Annotated in this window: 17 protein-coding genes and 2 pseudogenes; 12 read left to right on the top strand and 7 right to left on the bottom strand. The window is 70.2% G+C overall.

Translation table 11 applies throughout. The features are described from left to right. Positions 1–22: 22 nt before the first annotated feature. Positions 23–1,369, top strand: coding sequence for a hypothetical protein (locus AB0B85_RS01015; RefSeq protein WP_357402138.1), 1,347 nt, complete (start codon positions 23–25; stop codon positions 1,367–1,369). Here the strand turns inward: AB0B85_RS01015 and AB0B85_RS01010 are convergent. Continuing rightward, positions 1,341–2,420, bottom strand: a complete 1,080-nt coding sequence (locus tag AB0B85_RS01010; RefSeq protein WP_357402136.1) for an NAD-dependent epimerase/dehydratase family protein — start codon at positions 2,418–2,420, stop codon at positions 1,341–1,343. The two genes, AB0B85_RS01015 and AB0B85_RS01010, sit on opposite strands and share 29 nt — an antisense overlap. A gap of 149 nt (positions 2,421–2,569) precedes the next feature. On the opposite strand from AB0B85_RS01010, the gene AB0B85_RS01005 reads away from it, so the two are divergent. Both AB0B85_RS01005 and AB0B85_RS01000 read left to right on the top strand, forming a co-directional pair. Further along, positions 2,570–3,265, top strand: a complete 696-nt coding sequence (locus AB0B85_RS01005) for a response regulator transcription factor (RefSeq protein WP_357402134.1) — start codon at positions 2,570–2,572, stop codon at positions 3,263–3,265. After that, the gene (locus AB0B85_RS01000) at positions 3,258–4,274 is read left to right on the top strand and encodes an ATP-binding protein (protein ID WP_357402132.1); all 1,017 of its coding nucleotides are present in this window, start codon (positions 3,258–3,260) and stop codon (positions 4,272–4,274) included. The genes AB0B85_RS01005 and AB0B85_RS01000 overlap by 8 nt, the downstream gene beginning before the upstream one ends. A gap of 9 nt (positions 4,275–4,283) precedes the next feature. Here the strand turns inward: AB0B85_RS01000 and AB0B85_RS00995 are convergent, their stop codons facing one another. Both AB0B85_RS00995 and AB0B85_RS00990 read right to left on the bottom strand, forming a co-directional pair. Then, the gene (locus AB0B85_RS00995) at positions 4,284–5,036 is read right to left on the bottom strand and encodes a hypothetical protein (RefSeq protein ID WP_357402130.1); all 753 of its coding nucleotides are present in this window, start codon (positions 5,034–5,036) and stop codon (positions 4,284–4,286) included. A gap of 83 nt (positions 5,037–5,119) precedes the next feature. Then, the gene (locus tag AB0B85_RS00990) at positions 5,120–6,157 is read right to left on the bottom strand and encodes an NADPH:quinone reductase (RefSeq protein WP_357402128.1); all 1,038 of its coding nucleotides are present in this window, start codon (positions 6,155–6,157) and stop codon (positions 5,120–5,122) included. Positions 6,158–6,255: 98 nt separating this feature from the next. On the opposite strand from AB0B85_RS00990, the gene AB0B85_RS00985 reads away from it, so the two are divergent. Further along, entirely contained in the window at positions 6,256–6,597 is a 342-nt protein-coding gene (locus AB0B85_RS00985; RefSeq protein WP_357402126.1) for a metalloregulator ArsR/SmtB family transcription factor, read from the top strand. Positions 6,598–6,649: 52 nt separating this feature from the next. Here AB0B85_RS00985 and AB0B85_RS00980 read toward each other — a convergent pair whose 3' ends face one another. After that, positions 6,650–7,180: a GNAT family N-acetyltransferase gene (locus AB0B85_RS00980; RefSeq protein WP_357402124.1), complete on the bottom strand. Its 531-nt coding sequence runs from the start codon at positions 7,178–7,180 to the stop codon at positions 6,650–6,652. Between the two features lie 44 nt (positions 7,181–7,224). Next, positions 7,225–7,752, bottom strand: a complete 528-nt coding sequence (locus tag AB0B85_RS00975; protein ID WP_357402122.1) for a MarR family winged helix-turn-helix transcriptional regulator — start codon at positions 7,750–7,752, stop codon at positions 7,225–7,227. 39 nt (positions 7,753–7,791) lie between these two features. On the opposite strand from AB0B85_RS00975, the gene AB0B85_RS00970 reads away from it, so the two are divergent. The 8 genes from AB0B85_RS00970 to AB0B85_RS00935 all read left to right on the top strand — a co-directional run bounded on the left by AB0B85_RS00970 (position 7,792) and on the right by AB0B85_RS00935 (position 17,863). Continuing rightward, positions 7,792–8,418: a disulfide bond formation protein DsbA gene (locus AB0B85_RS00970; RefSeq protein WP_357402405.1), complete on the top strand. Its 627-nt coding sequence runs from the start codon at positions 7,792–7,794 to the stop codon at positions 8,416–8,418. Positions 8,419–8,553: 135 nt separating this feature from the next. Beyond that, positions 8,554–9,429, top strand: a complete 876-nt coding sequence (locus tag AB0B85_RS00965; protein ID WP_357402120.1) for an endonuclease/exonuclease/phosphatase family protein — start codon at positions 8,554–8,556, stop codon at positions 9,427–9,429. 389 nt (positions 9,430–9,818) lie between these two features. Further along, positions 9,819–11,195: a family 43 glycosylhydrolase gene (locus tag AB0B85_RS00960; RefSeq protein ID WP_357402118.1), complete on the top strand. Its 1,377-nt coding sequence runs from the start codon at positions 9,819–9,821 to the stop codon at positions 11,193–11,195. A 36-nt stretch (positions 11,196–11,231) separates the two neighbouring features. Then, on the top strand, positions 11,232–12,671 hold the full coding sequence (locus AB0B85_RS00955; protein ID WP_357402116.1) for a glycoside hydrolase family 43 protein: 1,440 nt from the start codon (positions 11,232–11,234) through the stop codon (positions 12,669–12,671). A gap of 53 nt (positions 12,672–12,724) precedes the next feature. Beyond that, positions 12,725–14,212: an RICIN domain-containing protein gene (locus AB0B85_RS00950; protein ID WP_357402114.1), complete on the top strand. Its 1,488-nt coding sequence runs from the start codon at positions 12,725–12,727 to the stop codon at positions 14,210–14,212. Positions 14,213–14,477: 265 nt separating this feature from the next. Further along, a complete protein-coding gene (locus AB0B85_RS00945) occupies positions 14,478–15,179 on the top strand; it encodes a ThuA domain-containing protein (protein ID WP_357402112.1) in 702 nt (233 codons plus the stop codon). Then, a complete protein-coding gene (locus AB0B85_RS00940; RefSeq protein WP_357402109.1) occupies positions 15,158–16,276 on the top strand; it encodes a Gfo/Idh/MocA family oxidoreductase in 1,119 nt (372 codons plus the stop codon). The genes AB0B85_RS00945 and AB0B85_RS00940 overlap by 22 nt, the downstream gene beginning before the upstream one ends. A gap of 132 nt (positions 16,277–16,408) precedes the next feature. Beyond that, positions 16,409–17,863 carry an alkaline phosphatase PhoX gene (locus AB0B85_RS00935; RefSeq protein ID WP_357402107.1) on the top strand — a complete coding sequence of 485 codons (1,455 nt, stop codon included), beginning with the start codon at positions 16,409–16,411 and terminating at the stop codon, positions 17,861–17,863. A gap of 87 nt (positions 17,864–17,950) precedes the next feature. Here AB0B85_RS00935 and AB0B85_RS00930 read toward each other — a convergent pair. Together AB0B85_RS00930 and AB0B85_RS00925 are read right to left on the bottom strand one after the other, a co-directional pair. Further along, positions 17,951–18,373 (bottom strand): annotated as a pseudogene (locus tag AB0B85_RS00930) (RICIN domain-containing protein); the annotation flags it as partial. A 42-nt stretch (positions 18,374–18,415) separates the two neighbouring features. Then, positions 18,416–18,700, bottom strand: a pseudogene (locus AB0B85_RS00925) (cellulose-binding protein); the annotation flags it as partial. Between the last annotated feature and the right edge of the window lie 173 nt (positions 18,701–18,873).

Genomic DNA, 18,873 nt, shown 5'->3' with positions numbered 1-18,873 from the left:
GTGGGCCGTCACCATGACCATGATGACCCGGCCGGGACGCCCCCGGTCCGCCGACCTGACCGTCCTCGGCGTGGAGGTGGCCCTGCTCGCCGCCGCCGTCGCCGTCGGCGCACTGCTCAACCACCGGGGTGTACGGCTGCATGCGGACGCCGCCCCGCTCTACGCCGAATGGCAGCCGCATCTGGGCCCCGGCACACCCGCCGCGCTGCTCGTCGCGGCGCTGTTCCTGTGGCGGGGCACGCGCCTGGCGACCGTAGTGCGGTGGCCGCTGCTGCTGGCCGTCGGCTACCTCACAGCGGTGCTCTGGACGCTGTCGCTGGCCCTCGTGGACGGTTGGTCCGCCGGGTTGACCGAGCGGCTCACCGTGCAGGCCGAGTACCTGCACGAGGTTCCGGGGGTGCGGGATGTCGGCGCCATGGTTGCCGGTTTCGCCGATCGGATCCTCGACTTCCAGCCCGATTCGTGGTCCACCCACACCGCAGGTCATCCACCGGCAGCGCTGTTGCTCTTCGTCGGGCTGGAACGGATCGGCCTGGGCGGCGGGACGGCCGCCGGGCTCGCGTGTGTGCTGCTCGGCGCCACGGTCTGCGTGTCGGTGCCGGTGGCGGTGCGGGCGCTCGGCACCGAGGACGCGGCTCGGGCGGTGTGGCCGTTCCTGGTCCTCTTCCCCGGGGCGGTCTGGGTGGGGGCCTCCGCGGACGGCATGTTCGCCGCGGTGATCGCCGCCGGCCTGGCGCTGCTGGCGGTGGGTGGCCGGCCCGGGGCCGTACCCGGTGGGCTGCTGCTCGGTGTCGCGCTCTACCTGTCGTACGGGTTCGTCCTGGTCGGGGTGCTCGCGGTGGCAGTGGTGCTGCTGCGGGCCCGGGATCGCCTCGGCGTGCTCCTGGTCGCGGCGACGGCGGTCGCGGCAGTTGTCGCCGGGTTCAGCCTCGCCGGCTTCTGGTGGTTGGACGGCTACCACCTGGTGGCCCGCCGCTACTACCAGGGTTGGGCGGCGGAACGCCCGTACGGCTACTGGGTCTGGGCGAATCTCGCCGCCCTGCTGCTGTCGGCCGGGCCGGTGGTCGGGCCGGCGCTGCGGCGGGCGGTGGCCGCGGTGCCGATCCGACCACCGGCCCGGGCGGCCCTGCGACAACGGATCGCCGGCGCCGGACCCACTGTGTGGTTGCCCGTCGCGGCGGCGTTGGCAGTGCTCGCGGCGGACCTGTCCGGGCTCAGCAAGGCCGAGGTGGAGCGGATCTGGCTACCCTTCGCCGGCTGGCTGCTGGTCGCCACCGCGCACCTGCCGAGCGGGCACCGACGGTGGTGGCTGGCGGCCCAGGCCGGCACCGCCCTCGCCGTCAACCACCTACTGTGGACGGTTTCCTGACCGCGGCCGGTTCCCGCATCACCGCGGTGGTGAAGTCGGCGATGCCAGCGGCGAAGCCGACCCGGGCGGTGAAACCCAGCAGCCGGGCGGCGCGGGCCGGATCGGCCACCACGTGCCGGACGTCCGCCACCCGCCCACCCCCGACCGTGACCGGCACCGGCCCGCCCATCGCCGACGCCAGCTCGTGGGCCAACTCGCCGACGGTGTGCGGTTCACCCGAGCAGACGTTCACCGGCACCAGGGGCTCCGGAGCCGGGGTCGTCAGCGCCAGCAGGTTGGCGGCGGCGATGTCACTCACGTGCACGAAGTCGCGCCGCTGCCGGCCGTCCTCCAGGACCCGGGGCGGCTGCCCGGCGGCCAGGGCCGACCGGAAGATCGACGCCACACCGGCGTACGGGGTGTCGCGCGGCATCCGGGGCCCGTAGACGTTGTGGTACCGCAGCGCCCAGACCGATCCGCCGGTCTGCCGCGCCCAGGCGCCGGCGAGGTGTTCCTGGGCCAGTTTGGTGGCGGCGTACGTGCTGTGCGGTTCCAGCGGCGCGTCCTCGGGCACGAGACCGGGGGAGAGCGCGTGGTCGCAGCGGGGGCAGGTCGGCTCGTACCGGCCCTCGGCCAGGTCGGCGGCGCGGCGGCCGGCCGGCCGGACGATTCCGTGCGCCGGGCAGTGGTACCGGCCCTCGCCGTAGACCACCATCGAGCTGGCCAACACCAGGTGGCGTACGCCGGTGTCGTGCATCGCGGCGAGGAGGGTGGCCGTGCCGAGGTCGTTGTGCGCGGCGTACCGGGGGGCGTCGGCCGGGTCGACGCCGTGCCCGACCATGGCCGCCTGGTGGCAGACCGCGTCGACCCCGGCGAGCAGCCGGGTCAGCAGTTCCGCGTCGCGCACGTCGCCGACCACGAGGTCGTGCCGCTGCGCCCAGGGTGGCGGCGTCGCGCCGTGCGCCTCCGGTAGGAGCGCGTCGACGGCCACCACCTCGTGCCCGTCCGCGTCGAGCAGGTCGGCGACGTGGGAGCCGATGAATCCGGCAGCACCGGTGACGAGTATCCGCATTCCGGTCACCGTATGACCTCGCGGACGCCCACAGCGGCTGGCCCGAGCAGCCGTAAGAACCTCGTTAGGATTCGCCGGTGCGGTCGACGTCCGACGCCTGGCTACGCTTGGCGGATGCACAAGTCGACGGGTTGTGACGGGGGATGTTCGTGACACAACGGGTGCTGGTGGTCGACGACGACCAGACCGTCAGTGACGTCATCTGCCGCTACCTCGAACACGACGGCTTCCAGGTCAGCCACGCCGGGGACGGGGCGGCGGCGTTGGCGGCGGTGGCGCGCGAGGCACCACACCTGGTCGTGCTCGACCTGATGCTGCCCCGGATCAACGGCCTACAGGTGTGCCGGGAGCTGCGGGCCCGGCCGGACGGCATCCCGATCATCATGCTGACGGCGCGGGGTGACGAGTCCGATCGGATCCTCGGGCTGCAACTCGGCGCGGACGACTACCTGACCAAGCCCTTCTCCCCCCGGGAGTTGGTGCTCCGGGTCCGTTCGGTGCTCCGGCGCGCCGCCGGCGGGCCGCCGCCCGAGCGGCCGGAGGCGCTCACCGACGGCAGCCTGACGGTGGACACCACCTCCCGGACGGCCCGCCTCGCCGGTGCCGACCTGGCGCTGACGCTGCGTGAATTCGACCTGCTCGCGCACCTGATGCGGCACCCGTCCCGGGTGTTCAGCCGGGCCGAACTCCTGGAGCAGGTCTGGGGCTGGAACTTCGGGGACCACTCCACGGTGACGGTGCACGTCCGCCGACTGCGCGAGAAGATCGAGGACAATCCGGCCGACCCGCGGCGGATCGTGACAATCTGGGGTGTCGGCTACCGGTACGAGCCCGCCGATGCGTGACCTGCTGCTGATCTTCGCGATCGCCCTCGGTGCGGCACTGGGCATCGGCCTCGCCGGCGCACTGCTGCTGCGCGCGCTGCGGCGCAGCTCGATCACCGTGCATCTGAGCGTGCTGCTCGCCACCACTGTGGTCGCGGTCGCCGTCGGGGTGCTCGCGGTAGCGGAGGCGATGTTCCTCTCCGCCCACGACCTCGAGGTGGTGCTGATCACCGTGTCGGCGGCGGCGGTGGTCAGCCTCGCCGTCGGCGGGCACTTCGGCCGGCGACTGGCCCGCGCGGCGGTCTGGCGCGACCAGGCACGGGAGCGGGAACGGCAACTGGAGAAGGGCCGACGTGACCTGGTCGCCTGGGTCTCCCACGACCTGCGGACCCCGCTCGCCGGGCTGCGGGCCATGGCGGAGGCGCTTGAGGACCGGGTGGTGCGTGATCCGGACACTGTCGACGAGTACCACCGCCGGATCCGGCTGGAGACCGACCGGATGACCCGACTCGTCGACGACCTGTTCGAGCTGTCCCGGATCAACGCCGGAGCGCTGCGGTTGTCGTTGACGGCGGTGCCGCTCGGTGAGGTGGTGTCGGACGCCCTGGCCAGCACCGTCCCGTTGGCCGACGCCCGCCGGATCAAGCTGATCGCCAGCGAGTCGGGCTGGCCGACTGTCGCCGCGAGTGAACCGGAGCTGGCTCGGGTCGTCGCCAACCTGCTGCTCAACGCCGTGCGCTACACCCCCGAGGACGGCACCGTACGCATCGAAGCCGGTCGAGAGGAGGACCACGCCTGGCTGTCGGTCGCCGACACCTGCGGTGGCATCCCCCCGGCCGACCTTCCCCGGCTGTTCGACGTCGCGTTCCGGGGCGAACCGGCCCGCACGCCCGGCCCCGGCGACGATGGGGCGTCCGGCGGGCTCGGCCTGGCCATCGTCCACGGCCTGGTGGAGGCGCACGGAGGTCGGGTCGAGGTGCGCAACACCTCCGACGGCTGCCAGTTCATGGTCCGGTTGGCCACCGCCTGACGCGGTCTGCTACTCGTACTCCTGCCCACACCGGGCCAGCTCCGCCAGGTCGCCCCAGCCGAGGAAATCGAGTTCGTGATCGCCCGGCTCCGGCTCGTCCACCAACGCCACGACGGGGCCGGGAACCGGTATCCGCAGGCCGTCGTCCTCGCTCCAACCGCCCAGTGCTCCGGCCATCCCGCATTCCAGATACGCCTTTGGGTCGAAGTTGTACCAGCGGCGGCCCGTGGCCCGCACACGTCCGGCCGCACGGGGTGCGTCAATGCCGAGATAGGGGTGCTCGTTGAGCGGTCCCTGGTCGGCGAAGTCGGCCAGGTCCGCGATCTGCGACAGGACGATCGCTTCCCAGTGGGCGTACGTGGTCGGCTCGTCCACGTAGCGGAACGAAGCGGATCGCCAGGAGGCCTGCGGCGGCGCCGGCTCGACGATGCCCGCCGCCGTGACCATCGCGGCAACCGTGTCCAGGTCCAGCCGGACCTGACCCGACAGCGGCCGGGCGACCTGCCGCCACGCACGGAGGAACTCCTCCAGACTGCGACCGGAGGCGTTCATGCGCTCGCCCTCTCCCACAACGCGTCGGTAGAGGTCGCGGTTGGTGCGGCAGACCGGGTCGGGTGGCCCGTCGACCCAGTAGGTCTGCTTGTGCGCCACCCCGGACTCCAGCGCCAGGGCTTTGGCCAAGGCCTCCACCCGATCAGGGAAGGCACCTATCCGGACCTGGTTGCCGTTGTCATCCTGCCGCCAGAGCTCCCACACCGTCACGGCAGCACGGTAGCCGTCGGCTCTCGCCGCTGCCAGCCCTTGCCGGACCACACCGGCACGAACCCGACCATCGGTGTCGCCTGTCAGCAAACCCCTGTGGTCGTGTCCGCGACGTCCACAAGCACCTTGCCGACCGCTCCGGCTTCCACCGCTCGATGAGCGTCGGCGGTGCGGCGCAGGGGGAAGCGGAGCAGTGGCAGGCCGTGTTCCTCGCCGACCGGTAGGGCACCGTCCCGGATCGCGGCGGCGACGTCCTCGACGGCTGCGGCGCGAACCTGCGGGCCGGCCGTGTAGAGCACCAGGAACTGCAGGCGCGTGTTCAGCCGCATGTTCTGACCCACGTTCAGCTCGACCGGATGTCCACCCACGTTGGCGTACGTGGCGATCGTGCCACGGGTGCGCAGCACGGCCAGGTCCAGAGCCAGGTTCGCGCCCAACGCCACCTCGGCGACGATGTCGACGCCGTCCGGGGCGATGGCACGGATGGCGGCGGCTGGGTCGCCCTCGCGATAGGTGATGGTGTGGTGGGCTCCGGCCGCGGCGGCCAGCTTCGCCTTCTCCGGTCCGCTGACGGTGGCGATCACGGTGGCGCCGGCCCATCGGGCGAGCTGGATCACCGCGTGCCCGACGGCGCCGGCCCCGCCGGCGGCGAGCACGACTGCGCCGTCGAGTACGCCCGGGCGCAGGCGGCGTGGCCCGTCCTCGGCGACGGTGAGTGCGCGGTGTGCGGTGAGCGCGGGGACACCGAGTGCGGCGCCGACATCGAAATTGGCCTCGTCCGGCAGCGGCACGGCCTGGTCGGCGGGTACGACTGTGAACTCGGCGGCGGTGCCGGTGGGCCGCCCGGCGGCGGCCATGAACAGCCAGACGCGCTGACCGACCCGGTCGGGGTCGACCCCGGCACCGACGGCGTCGATCACGCCGGCGCCGTCGAGGTGCGGGGTGACCTCGGGGAACAGTTTGCGGTGGGTGGTGCCGGCGCGGACCTGCCAGTCGGTCGGGTTGACCCCGGACACGACGACCCGGACGCGGACTTCACCGGGTGCGGGCGTGGGTCGGTCACGCTCGACGAACTGGAGCACGTCGGGGCCGCCGTTGTCGCGGTAGATGATCGCCTTCATGATCCGTCCTATGTTCGATCTGCGTCGTACTGTTCGAGAAGGATCGAACAGTACGACGAGAGTCGTACTGTTCGCAAGATCTGGCTAGGCTTCGTCTCGTGACCGAGGTGATCGAACCCCCAATCGAGACCGTGACGATCGACGTCGTGCTCAGCGCGCTCGCCGACCCGGTACGGCTCACGCTCGTGCGCGCCCTCGCCGCCGCCGGGGACTGGGCATGCGGCAGCGACATCCTCAGGGAGGCCGGCGTCACCATTGGCAAGTCGACGGTGTCGCACCACGTCAAGGTGCTGCGCGAAGCCGGCCTGATCAGCACGCGAGTCGACGGCATCCGCCGGCTGTTCACCCTCCGCTACGACGACGTGGAACAACGTTTTCCGGGGCTGCTGACCATGCTCCGCGAGCGTGCTCCTGCCGGTGCCGCCGCCGAGCGCTCCTAGCGTCGTGTGCGATGGCTGTGGGGCGTCGGGACGCCTGACCCGGGAGCCCGGATCAACCGACCCGTTGGGCCAGCACCTGCCCGGGCCAGGTTCCGGCCAGGAACGTCTCGGTGGGGGTGAACCCGTGGCGCTCGTAGTACGCCACCAACTCGCCTCCGCCGCCCGCCCAGCAGTCGACCCGTAGCAACCGCACGCCGGCTCGTCGGGTTTCCGCCACGGCGTGGGCCAACAGGGCCGATCCCAGTTTCCGACCGGCGAATCGTCGGTTGGTGACCAGGAGGCGGACGAACAGTTCAGGTTCTTCCGCAGGCGTGATCGGTGCACGCGGATCGGGTCCGGAGCCCAACACCAGGGCCGCGGCCGGCGTCCCGCCCACTTCCGTGACGAAGGGGAGGTGTTCGGTCAGATACCGATCGACCTGTTCGGCCCGAGCGGGTATTTCCGAGAACGGTCTCGTTCCCCACTGCTCGGTGTTGCCGCGGTCGTTCATCCAGACCACCGCGGAGTCGAGCATGTCCAGTACGGCAGTCGCGTCGGCCGGGCCGGCGCGTCTGATGCGTACGCCGCCGGCGGTGTCGTCCATGGCGGCATGGTATTCGGCGAACTGGCCGATCACGACCGAGGCCCTCATCCGGTCGGACCCCCACCCCCAGCTTCGGAATCTCCGGAGTCCAGGGTCCGATTGATCGCCGCGAGCAGGCGCTCAAGGGTCCTGCGGTCGCTGTCGGTGAGGCCGCGAAGGATGGCCGCCTCGTTGGCCAGATGTTCCTCGATGAGCCGGTCGGTCACCGTCACGCCGGTCGGAGTCAGCCCGACCACTCTGCCGCGCGCGTCGGCAGCCGAGACCGAGCGGGACACCAGGCCGCGGGCGACAAGTCGGTCCACCCGCTTGGTCACCGCGCCGGTGGTCACGAGCATCCGGTGGCTCAACTGGCCCGCCGTGAGGGTGTAGGGCTGGCCCTCGCGCCGCAGCGCCGCGAGCACGTCGAAGTCGCCGTTACCGAGGTCCGCCGCGGCGAACGGCGGCCGTAGGGCCACGTCGAGTGCGGCGGCCAGCTGTTGGATGCGGCCGATGATCAGCAACGGAGTGGGGTCGAGGTCTGGTCGCTCTCGGCCCCACTGGCCGACGATCTCGTTGATCCGGTCGTCATCCACTGTTGCATCTTACCTTCCAAGGAAGATAAATTGTCTTCCGTGGAAGACAACTCGATTCAAACGTCAACTCCGGTGGTCACGGCGTACGTGGACCCGTCCTGCCCGTTCGCCTGGATCACCTCCCGCTGGCTCATGGAGGTCGCGAAGATGCGGCCGCTCGCTCTGCGGTTCGAGGTGATGAGCCTCGCGGTGGTCAACGAGCACCGCGAGCTGGAGCCCTGGTACCGCGAATTCAACGACCGGGCGTGGGGGCCGGCCCGGGTGTGCGTGGCGGCAGCCGCGCAACACGGCTCCGCCGCCCTCGCCCGGCTGTATCCGGCGCTCGGCCGCCGGATCCACGACGCCGGCGACAAGGACTTCGACAGAGTCGTCCCGCTGGCACTGGCCGAGGCCGGCCTTCCCGTCGACCTGGCCGACGCCGCCCATCGGAGTGACCTCGACCCACAGATGCGGGCCAGCACCGCCCGCGCACAGCACCTGGTGGGTGAGGACCTCGGCACTCCGACTGTCGTCGTCGACGACGTGGCCTTCTTCGGTCCCGTACTGAACGCGATCCCCCGTGGCGAGGAGGCTGTCCGGGTCTTCGACGGCGCCCGCCTGCTGGCCGGCTGCCGGGCCTTCTCCGAACTCAAGCGCGCCCGGTCCGACGGCCTCACCTTCGCCTAGCTCCACCACCGGGGGAGTCACGTATCCCCGACTCGGGCGGTCGATGTCTGGTAACCGGACGTTCGGCGTCGCGTCGACTCCGATCGATAGGGTGCGTTGGCCGCCACCGACGGCGGTTCGTGCGGAAGGACATCGATGCGTAGACCAACTGAGTGGTCGACCCGCGCCGTGGGCGCCCTCGTGGGCGCGGTCGCGCTGGCGGCGGCCCTGCTGCCGGCGGCCCCGGCGGCCGCCGCGAGCGTGACCTTCAGGGCGGCCACCCTGAACATCTACTACGGGCTGAGTCAGGCCGACTTCGCGCACGACCTGAGCCTGATCGCGTCCGAGGCCGACCTCGTCGGACTCAACGAGGTCGGCACCCGCAAGGAGTTCCTGGCGAACTGGGCCGCCGACAACGGCTGGTGGTTGTACGCGCCAGGCGGCACCAACCAGGCCGGCGAGGCATTGATCGCCAAGAAGAGCAAGTTCGACGTGCTCGACAAGGGCTCCATCTTCGTCTGTGACACCAATGGCCCGGGCGAGGTGCCGCCCGCGCGCTACAACAACTGGGTCAAGTACCGGCACAGAGCCACCGGCCGCAACGTGACCCAGATCAACGCGCACGCGGTGGCAGGCATCGAGACCGCCGGCCGGCCCGAGGACCTGCCGCGCACCAGGTGCGCCGAGGCGCAGTTCCAGGGCCTCAAGGAGTTGGCGGTCAACAAGCAGGACGAGGGCCAGGTCATCGTGAGCGGTGACCTGAACATCGACTTCAGCGCCGACCGCAGCTACGGGTACGGGAAGTTCCCGTGGCAGGTCTTCGAGGCCAACGAGCTGCCGAATCTGCGCTCCAACTACAACCTCTACGGCGAGAAGGGCACCGGGACACACGGCAACCGGCACATCGACTACGTCTACTTCTGGAAGCGGCTGCCCGCACACCAACTGATGTGGATGACCGGTTACGACATCGTCGGTGGCACCAGGTCCGACCACAACGGTGTCGTCGCCACGTTCTCCATCCAGAGCTGACCTCTTCAGCCTTCGCCGGCTGACAGCCTCAGCGCTCGGCCCGCTGTGCGTCGCTCCGCCTCGCGTTCGTGCAGGGGCGCGAGGCGCTCGGGGGGAGTGGTCAACGTTGATCCCTTGACACTGGCAGATGCGATCGCTAACACTTGTCCGCAACGCGAACTTAACGAGCCGAACACATTGTGTCGGTAGCGGCGTGACGGCTCAACGACGTCACGTTCGGCCAGGTCACCCCGTCCCAGAGCGCCAAAGGCCAGGGCCCGAAGACAGGCCACTGTTGTTAACGCTAACATAGATGATCTTGCGGAGAGGGGCGCGGACTCGTGGTTCCACGGCGTACGACAGCGGCGTCGCTGTCCGGAGCATCGGCCAAGCGACTGCGGTCCCTCCTCGTGCTCTCCGCCGTGGCCGCCGTGGCCGTCGTGGTGGTCGCCGACGGTCCGGCGCGGGCCGCCACGCTGCCGACCGGCGCCGTCTCGCTGGAGGCGGTCAACCAGTCCGGACGGTACGTGCGGCACATCGACTATCTCGGGCAGCTCGATCCGGTGAGCGCCAGCAGCGCCAACCAGGTCAAGCTCGATGCCACCTTCACCGTGGTCAACGGCCTGGCGTCGCCTGCCTGCTACTCGTTCCAAACCAAGAATGGGATGTTCCTGCGGCACCGCGACTACCGCCTCCGGATTGACAGCAACGCCGGTGACGCGGGGTTCCGGGCCGACGCCACGTTCTGCGCGGTCGACGGATCGGTCGCCGGATCGGTGGCCCTGGCCTCGTACAACTACCCGAACCGGCGGATCCGGCACCGCGACTACGCGCTCTGGCTCGACGCCTACCAGGACACGGCCGCGTTCCGAGCCGACAGCTCCTTCCGCCTCGTCACGCCCTGGGCTCCCAAGACCACCAAAGGGCCGGCGATCCCCGGCCTCTTCGCCGATCCGCACCTCGCCGTCTTCAACGGCCGCTACTACCTGTACCCGACCACCGACGGCTACGCGAGCTGGGCCGGCACCTACTACAAGGCGTTCTCCTCCACCGACCTGGTCAACTGGACCGACCACGGGGTGATCCTCGACCACGGCCCGGACGTGTCCTGGGCGGACAACTCCGCCTGGGCACCCGCGGTGGCCAGCGCCAACGGTCGCTACTACCTGTACTTCAGTGGCGGCGCGGCCAGCGGCAACACCGCCAAACACCTGGGCGTGGCGGTGGCCGACAGCCCCACCGGGCCGTTCCGCGACGCGCTCGGGCGGCCGCTCGTGCGCAGCGACCAGTTCTCCGGTGGGCAGGCGATCGACCCGATGGTGTTCACCGACGACGACGGGCAGTCGTACCTGTACTGGGGGCAGGGCGTCGGGCGGGCCGTGCGGTTGAACTCCGACCTGGTCTCCTTCGACGCCGCGCAGGTGCGGGTCGTCACCCCGTCGGGCTACAACGAGGCACCGTTCGTGTTCAAGCGCAACGGCCAGTACTACTTCATGTGGTCGGAGAACGACACGCGCAGTGAGGACTACCGGGTCGCGTACGCCACCGGTCCGTCGCCGCTGGGGCCGTGGACCCGGCGAGGGGTGGTGCTGCAGAAGCGCCTCGAGGTCGGCATCAGGGGCACCGGCCACCACTCCGTGGTCCGGGCACCCGGCACTGACACCTGGTACATCGCCTACCACCGGTTCGCCGTCCCAGCCGGCAACGGCACCAACCGGGAGACCGCCATCGACCGGATGGAGTTCAACAGCGACGGCACCATCCGGCCCGTCGTACCGACGCTCTAGCTGACCCGGATGCCCCTCCGCGAAGGAGAATGACCCATGTCGAGAGTCCTCGCGCGGCTCGGTGCTGTCGCGGTGGCCGCGTGCCTGCTCTTCACCACCTGGTCGGCGGCGACACCGAAGCAGGCGGCGGCGCTCGACCCGACCGTCGGCTACCTGATGGCGCACTTCACCGGCGAGTCGTCCACCGACCAACAGATCTACCTCGCCCACAGCACCGACGGGCTGCGCTGGACCGACCTCAACAACGGGGGTCTCGTCCTGCGGTCCACTGTCGGCACCCGCGGCGTCCGGGACCCCGCACTGGTCCGCTCGCCGAACGGCGACCGGTACTGGATCATCGCCACGGACCTGTGCATCGGCTGCGGCCAGGACTGGTCGACCTCGATCAACAACGGCAGCCGCAACCTCGTCGTGTGGGAGTCCACCGACCTGGTCAACTGGTCCGCCCCGTGGTTGCTGAACGTCGCCGGTGCGATCCCGGACGGACGCAACGCCTGGGCGCCGGAGGCGATCTGGAACCCGGACACCGGTGACTACGTCCTCTATTGGGCGACGAACGTACCGCTCAACGGCGCGACCAAGCACCGCATCTACTACGCGCGTACGGCGAACTTCCGCAGCATCACCACCCCGCAGGTCTACATCGACCGGCCTGGTAACCAAGAGATCATCGACACCCAGATCGTCGAGGTGCCCGCCGGCGTGGGCGGCTACCGGTACGTCCGGGCCTCCCGGGACGGCCAGATCGCCATCGAGGGCAGCAACTCGATCCTCGGCACCTGGACCAGCCTGGGGAACCTGTCCGGCATCGGGCTCACCGGCGCCCAGGTCGAAGGCCCGATGTGGATGAAGTTCAACGCCCGCAACGAGTGGGTGCTCTACCTCGACCAGTACGCCTCCGGGCGCGGCTACCTGCCGGTGCTGACCACCAACCCGTCGAGCCCGGGCAGCTACCGACTCCCGGCGTCCGGCTCGTACGCAATGGGTGGCACCAAGAAACGGCACGGGACGATCCTCAACCTGACCGCCGCCGAACAGGACCGGGTGCTCGCCCGCTGGCCCACCACAGCGGTCAACCGGATCCAGTCGTACAACTTCCAGGACCGCTACGTCCGGCACTACGACTACGACGTCCGCATCGACCCGAACCCCAGCCCGGCCCAGGACGGCCAGTGGCGACTGGTGCCCGGCCTGGCCGGCTCCGGCACGGTGTCCATCCAGTCGGTCAACTACCCGGGCTACTACCTGCGCCACTACGGGTTCGACTTCCGGTTGGAGGCCAACGACGGCACCGCCACCTTCGCCGCCGACGCCACCTTCCGGCGGGTCGCCGGTCTGGCCAACTCGTCGTGGACGTCGTTCCAGTCCTACAGCCACCCGGACCGCTACCTGCGGCACTACGCCTACCTGCTCCGGCTCGACCCGGTCACCGACGCGCAGAGCCGCGCCGACGCCACCTTCCGCGTGACCAGCTGACCTCTCCGCACCCGTCGAACCCGGAGAGACGAGATCTAGTGATTGGACAGCCCATGGAACGGATCAGCCGGTCGATGCGCCGGACAGTGATCGCCCTGGTGGCCGCGATGACGGCGACGGTTGGCATCGTCGTCGCGTCGTCGCCGGCCACCGCCGCCACCAACCAGTTCCGCGGCATGAACTGGGCCGTGTTGGGCGACAACTTCAAGACCACCCCGCTCGTCGTGCAGGGCCTGAGCTCGTCGGACAGCAACGCCACGGTGCGGGCCAAGGCCAACGCCCTCTACGACGACATGGCCGCCACCATGGGGGTCAACACCGTCCGGCTGCCGATCAACACGCACACGGTGGGGACGGCGTGGTGGGAGGCGTACCGGGGAGCCATCGACGCCGCCAGCGAGCGCGGGTTCAAGGTCATCCTCGCCTACTGGGAGGACGGCGCCGCCTCCGGTGGCCGCATCACGAATCTCGGCGCGTGGAACGCGATGTGGTCGACGGTGATCAACAACTACGGCTCGAACCCCAACGTCTACTTCGAGCCGATGAACGAGCCGCACGGCTACAGCTCGACGGAGTGGCGCAACGTCGCGGCCAACTGGCTCAGCTCCCACCCCTCGGCGGTGCCCGGCCGGGTGCTGATCGGTGGCACCGGCTTCAGCCAGGACCTGCGTGACATCTGCACCGACAGCCGCTTCAACGCGACACTGCTGTCCTTCCACTACTACGCCTTCTTCTACGGCGCGATGACCTACGACGCCTTCCGCAGCCACATCCAGGTCCGGCTGGGCAACTGCGCCTCGCGCGCGGTCGCCACCGAGTTCGGCGCACCGATGAACGACGGCCGCAACTACGCCGACGCGGGCAGCACCGACAACTTCGTGCGCTACATCCGGGCCATGGCCCAGGTCATGCGCGACAACCAGATGGGCGGCACCTACTGGCCGGCGCTCGGCGGCAAGACCGGCACCATCGGCTACGACTGGTACTCGATGTACGCCATCAGCGGCAGCGGCACCGACCTCAACCTGACCGTCCGCAACACCTCCGGCGCGGACCGGATCCGCTACGGCTGGGGCGACACCATCGGCGGCGGCGACCCGACGACGCCACCGCCGTCGACGGGAACCTTCTACCGGGTCACCGTGCGGCACAGCGGTAAGGCCATGGACGTCCAGCAACCGAACACCGACAACGGTGCGCGCGTCGGCCAGTACACCTACGGCGGCAGCGCGTGGCAGCAGTGGCAGTTCCAGGACGCGGGCAGCGGCTACTGGCGCATCGTCAGCCGGCACAGCGGAAAGTGCCTCGATGTGGTGGGCGCGTCGACCGCCGACGGCGCGGAACTCATCCAGTACACCTGCGGTAGCGGCACGAACCAGCAGTTCCAGATGGTCGCCAACGGCAGCTACTTCCAGTTGCGGGCACGGCACAGCAACAAGTGCGTGGACGTACCGGCCTCGTCGACAGCGGACGGCGTGGTCCTCAAGCAGTACACGTGCAACACCGGGCCCAACCAGCAGTGGTCGCGCACGACCGTCTGACAGTCATCTCGCCTGGCCACCGGTACGGCCCGCACATCCCGAGCACCGGGCTGCGCGGGCCGTACCCATGTCGTCGCCACCTCGCGTACCGGGCTCGCCCCGCACCGGTGGGGATGGACCACAGTGGAATCCGGACACCTCCAAGGTCGGCTTCCGCGCCGACCACGGGTACGGTTTCGGTGCCCGACAAGCACGGGTGTCGGCGGTACGTGGCCGGGTCGGCAGCGGCCGGCCCGGTGGCGGTGGGCCGTGGGAGGGAGCGAGGGTGACACAGCGCAGAGCACTTGTGGTTCGGGGCGGATGGGAGGGGCACCAACCGGTCGAGGCGACCGAGTTGTTCATCCCCTTCCTCGACCGTAGCGGCTATGCCGTCCGGGTCGAGGAGTCGACGGAGGTCTACGCCGACGCCGCCGCGATGGCCGACACCGACCTCGTCGTGCAGTGCATGACGATGTCGCAGATCACCGCCGACCAGGCGGCGGGCCTGAGCGCGGCGGTCAGTGCCGGTACGGGTTTCACCGGCTGGCACGGCGGCATCGTTGACTCGTTCCGCGCGTCCTCGGAGTACCTGCATCTGGTGGGTGGCCAGTTCGCTACCCATCCGGGCAAGGAGCCGTGCGAGCGCCACGGTGGCGCGGAGGACAACTTCCTGCCGCACACGGTGCACGTCACCGACCTCGGCCGGGAGCACCCGATCACCGCTGGTATCGAGGATTTCGACCTGGTCACCGAACAGTACTGGGTGCTGCACGACGACCTGATCGACGTACTGGCCGTCACGACCCACCCCACCCAGGCGTGGCATCCGTGGCACCGGCCGGTCACCTCACCGGCGATCTGGACCCGGCGCTGGGGTGCCGGGCGCATCGTCGTGACGACTCCGGGACACAGCGTGGACGTGCTGGAGCACGCGAGCGTGCGTACCGTCATCGAGAGGGGGATGGTGTGGGCGACCCGCACCGCGTAGGCATCGTAGGTCTCGGGGTCATCTCCCGCGCCTACCTGGACACCCTCGCCAACCACCCCGCGGTGCGGATCACCGCACTTGCCGACCTGGACGCCTCCCGGTCGGCCGCCGTCGCCGCCACGATCCCCGGCGCCGAGGCGATGAGCGTCGAACGGCTGCTCGCCCGCCCGGACGTGCAGACGGTGCTCAACCTGACCATCCCCGCGGCGCACGCCGACATCTCGCTCGGCGCGATCGACGCCGGCAAGAACGTCTACGTCGAGAAGCCGCTCGCCGTGACGTTCCCGGACGGTGGCTCGATCATCGACCGGGCCGCGTCGGCCGGCGTACGCGTCGGGTGCGCGCCGGACACCGTCCTGGGCACTGGTACGCAGACGGCGCGGGCCGCGATCGACGACGGCCTGATCGGACGCCCGATGTCCGCGTCGGCAGTCATGGTCACCGCCGGGCACGAGCGCTGGCACCCCAACCCCGACTTCTACTACGCCCCGGGCGGCGGCCCGTTGCTGGACATGGGGCCGTACTACATCTCGGCGCTCATCCACCTGCTCGGGCCGGTGCGCGCGGTGGTCGGAGCCGCCAGCCGGCTGCGCGACGAGCGGGTCATCGGCTCGGGCCCGCGTACCGGTGAACGGATCCCGGTCGAGGTGGAGACCCACGTGACAGGCGTGCTCGAACACACCAACGGCGCGCTCTCCACAATCACCACGAGCTTCGACGGGGTCACGACGACGGCCGCGCCGATCGAGGTCCGGGGGGAGGGTGGCACGCTCGCCGTACCCGACCCGAACTACTTCGACGGCGAGGTTCGCCTCTTCCCGCTCGGCGGCACCGAGTGGCGCGTGCTCGAACCGCGGGCCGGCTACGTCGAGTCGTCCCGCGGCATCGGCCTGATCGACCTGGTGAACGCCGACGGGCAGCGTCCGGCGCGGGCCGGCGGCGACGTCGCGCTGCACGTGCTGGAGACGATGACCGCCCTGCTCCGGTCGGCCGCCGAGGGCCAGCGGATCGAGTTGACGACAGTGGTGCGGCGGCCGGTACCGGTTCCGCTCACCGGGGTCGAGCAGTGGCAGGGGTACCAGACCTCCGGAACCTGACGTCACGGCGGGGGAGCGGCAGTGATTCTTAACTCCGATGTCATCTCTCGAACCCTCAGGCGACGTGTCGGTGTCTGCGCGCAGGAGTTGGCTGTCAGCCGTCGCACGTACCCTGACCAGGAGCTGATTCGAGTGCCTTCCTCCCGTCGTACCTTCCTCGCGGGTGGCGCTGCCGCCGGCGTGGGCCTTGCCGTCGCCGGTGGGCTGCCGTCCCTCGCCCAGGCCAGCCCCGGCCGGCCGCACCCGCCGGTCAAGGGCGGTCCCGTGCCGTTCCCACCGCTCGTGGACGACCCGAAGGGGATCCTGGCCCTGCCCAAGGGCTTCAGCTACACGGTGGTCACCCGCACCGGCGTCACCCGGCTCGACAGTGGTCAGGGCATGACCCCGGCCGACCACGACGGCATGGCCGTGTACGACGCCGGCCAGGGCCGCTACACCCTGATCCAGAACCACGAGATCGACCCGGGTGCCGAGTTCGGCGTTCCGCACGTCAAGGGCACCGTGTACGACGCGGGCGCCGTCGACGCCGGCGGCTGCACGGTGATCAAGACGGACCGTGCGGGCCGGAACCTCGGTGAGTTCGTCGCCCTCTCCGGCACCATCTCCAACTGTGCCGGTGGACCGACCCCGTGGGGCACCTGGCTCACCTGCGAGGAGACCGAGGACCGGGCCGGCGACGAGTGGGAAGAGGCCGGCCGGACCGGCACCTACCAGAAGGACCACGGCTACGTCTTCGAGGTCTGGGCCGACGGCAGCGCGGACCCGCGGCCGATCAAGTGCCTGGGGCGCTACTCGCACGAGGCCCTGGCGATCGACAAGGACCGCACCAACATCTACCTCTCCGAGGACGCCGACGGGCCCAACGGCCTCTTCTACCGCTGGTCGGCGCCGCACGGCGTCAAGATCGGTCCCGGCGTGCTCACCCGCCTCGCCCCGAACGCGGGCGTTCTCGGCGCGATGCAGATCATCATGGACGACGGTTCGGTGCTGCCGGACGTCGCCTACCTGACCTCCGCCCAGTTGGGCCGTCCCTTCCCCGTCCGGTGGATCGAGGTGCCGGACCGCGACGCGCGGCACACGTCGGTGCGTGAGCAGTTCGCCGACGGTCAGGTCACCCGGGGCCGCAAGTTCGAAGGGGTGTGGAGCACCGACGAGGGTGTGTACGTGGTCAACTCCTACGCCTGGGGCGAGGGTGACCTGCCGGCCGACGCCGCACCGCACGACGGCATGGTCTGGTTCTACAACTTCCGGACCCAGACCATCCAGCTGGTGACGTACTTCCCGCACCAGAAGGCGTCGGAGGAGGGCACCCCGGTCAAGTACAACGACCTCACCTTCGACGGCCCGGACAACGTGTCGGTCACCCCGTGGGGCAGTCTGGTGCTCGCCGAGGACGGCAGCGGGGCCTCGCACGTGCTCAGTACGACTCCGGGCGGCCCGACCTACGCGATCGCCCGCAACCAGCTGAACGATTCGGAGTTCTGCGGGCCGACGTTCACCGCCGACGGCCGGGTGCTCTTCGTCAACATGCAGGACCCGGGCCTCACCCTGGCCATCACCGGCCCGTGGGAGAAGTACCTGGGCTGACGTGGTCGGACCGCGGCGCGCGTGACAAGCGCTGGTACGGCTCCGGGCCGACAGTGTGCGGTCGGCCCGGAGCCGTGCGGTGGACCGTCAGCCGACCTGGACCAGCCGCCAGTTGTTCCTGGTGCTGCCGTTGTCGGTGTACTGGACGGCCTGGGCGCCCCAGCTGCTGGAACCGTTGAGGATGGCGAGGACCTTGCCGCTGTTGACGTTGCGGATCCGGTAGGAGCCGTCGCTGTTGGCCACCAGCGTCCAACGGTGGTCGGCGGTGCCGTTGTCGGCCCACTGAAGGACGCGGGCGTTGTCGGCGGTGGACATGTTCTCGACACCGAGGACCTTGCCGCTGTTGGCGTTGCGGAAGCGGACCGCGCTGCCGTCGACGATCCGGACCCAGTTGTGGTCGGCGGTGCCGCTGTCGCCCCACACCACGGCCAGACCGCCGTCGGCGGTGGACATGTTCTGCACGCCGAGCACCAGACCGGTGTCGACGTTCACCAGCTTGTAGGTGTCCCCGGTGCTGGTGCCGCCGCTCACGCTTGTCACGAAGGTCATCACGCTGCGGGCGGGGAGCGTGACGGTGAGGGAGCCGTTGGACATGGTGAGCGCGCCCTGGGGCGCGACGGTCCGGCTCCCGTCGGTCAGCCAGTTCGAGACACTGCCGGACGCTGTGGTGTTCGACAGGGTGAACTGCTGGCTCACCGCCGAGGTGTTCTTGTTGACGGCGACGATCACCACGGTGTCGCCACCCCGGTACGCCGAGACGTAGACGTTCGACGCCGGGTTCGCCGTCGCGTCGATCCGCACGTAACCGGGGCGGACGAACCTGGCGAAGTGCGCCATCATCGCCCCGCGCTTGCTGATCTGGCCGTCCTCGCGCATCGGGCCGTAGCTGCGCCGCAGATACCACCAGACGTACGCCTGGAACTCGGCGTCGACCATGGCGCGGTGGATGTGCTCGCCCACGTCGAGCGCCTCGGGCCAGGCGTCGCCGGAGTTCGTGTTGCTGTTGGGGT

The sequence above is a fragment of the Micromonospora sp. NPDC049044 genome, from assembly GCF_040649215.1.
Classification (GTDB): Bacteria; Actinomycetota; Actinomycetes; order Mycobacteriales; family Micromonosporaceae; genus Micromonospora.
The sequence above is the reverse complement of the archived record's forward strand: the minus strand, read 5'-3'. Positions and strand labels throughout refer to the sequence as shown.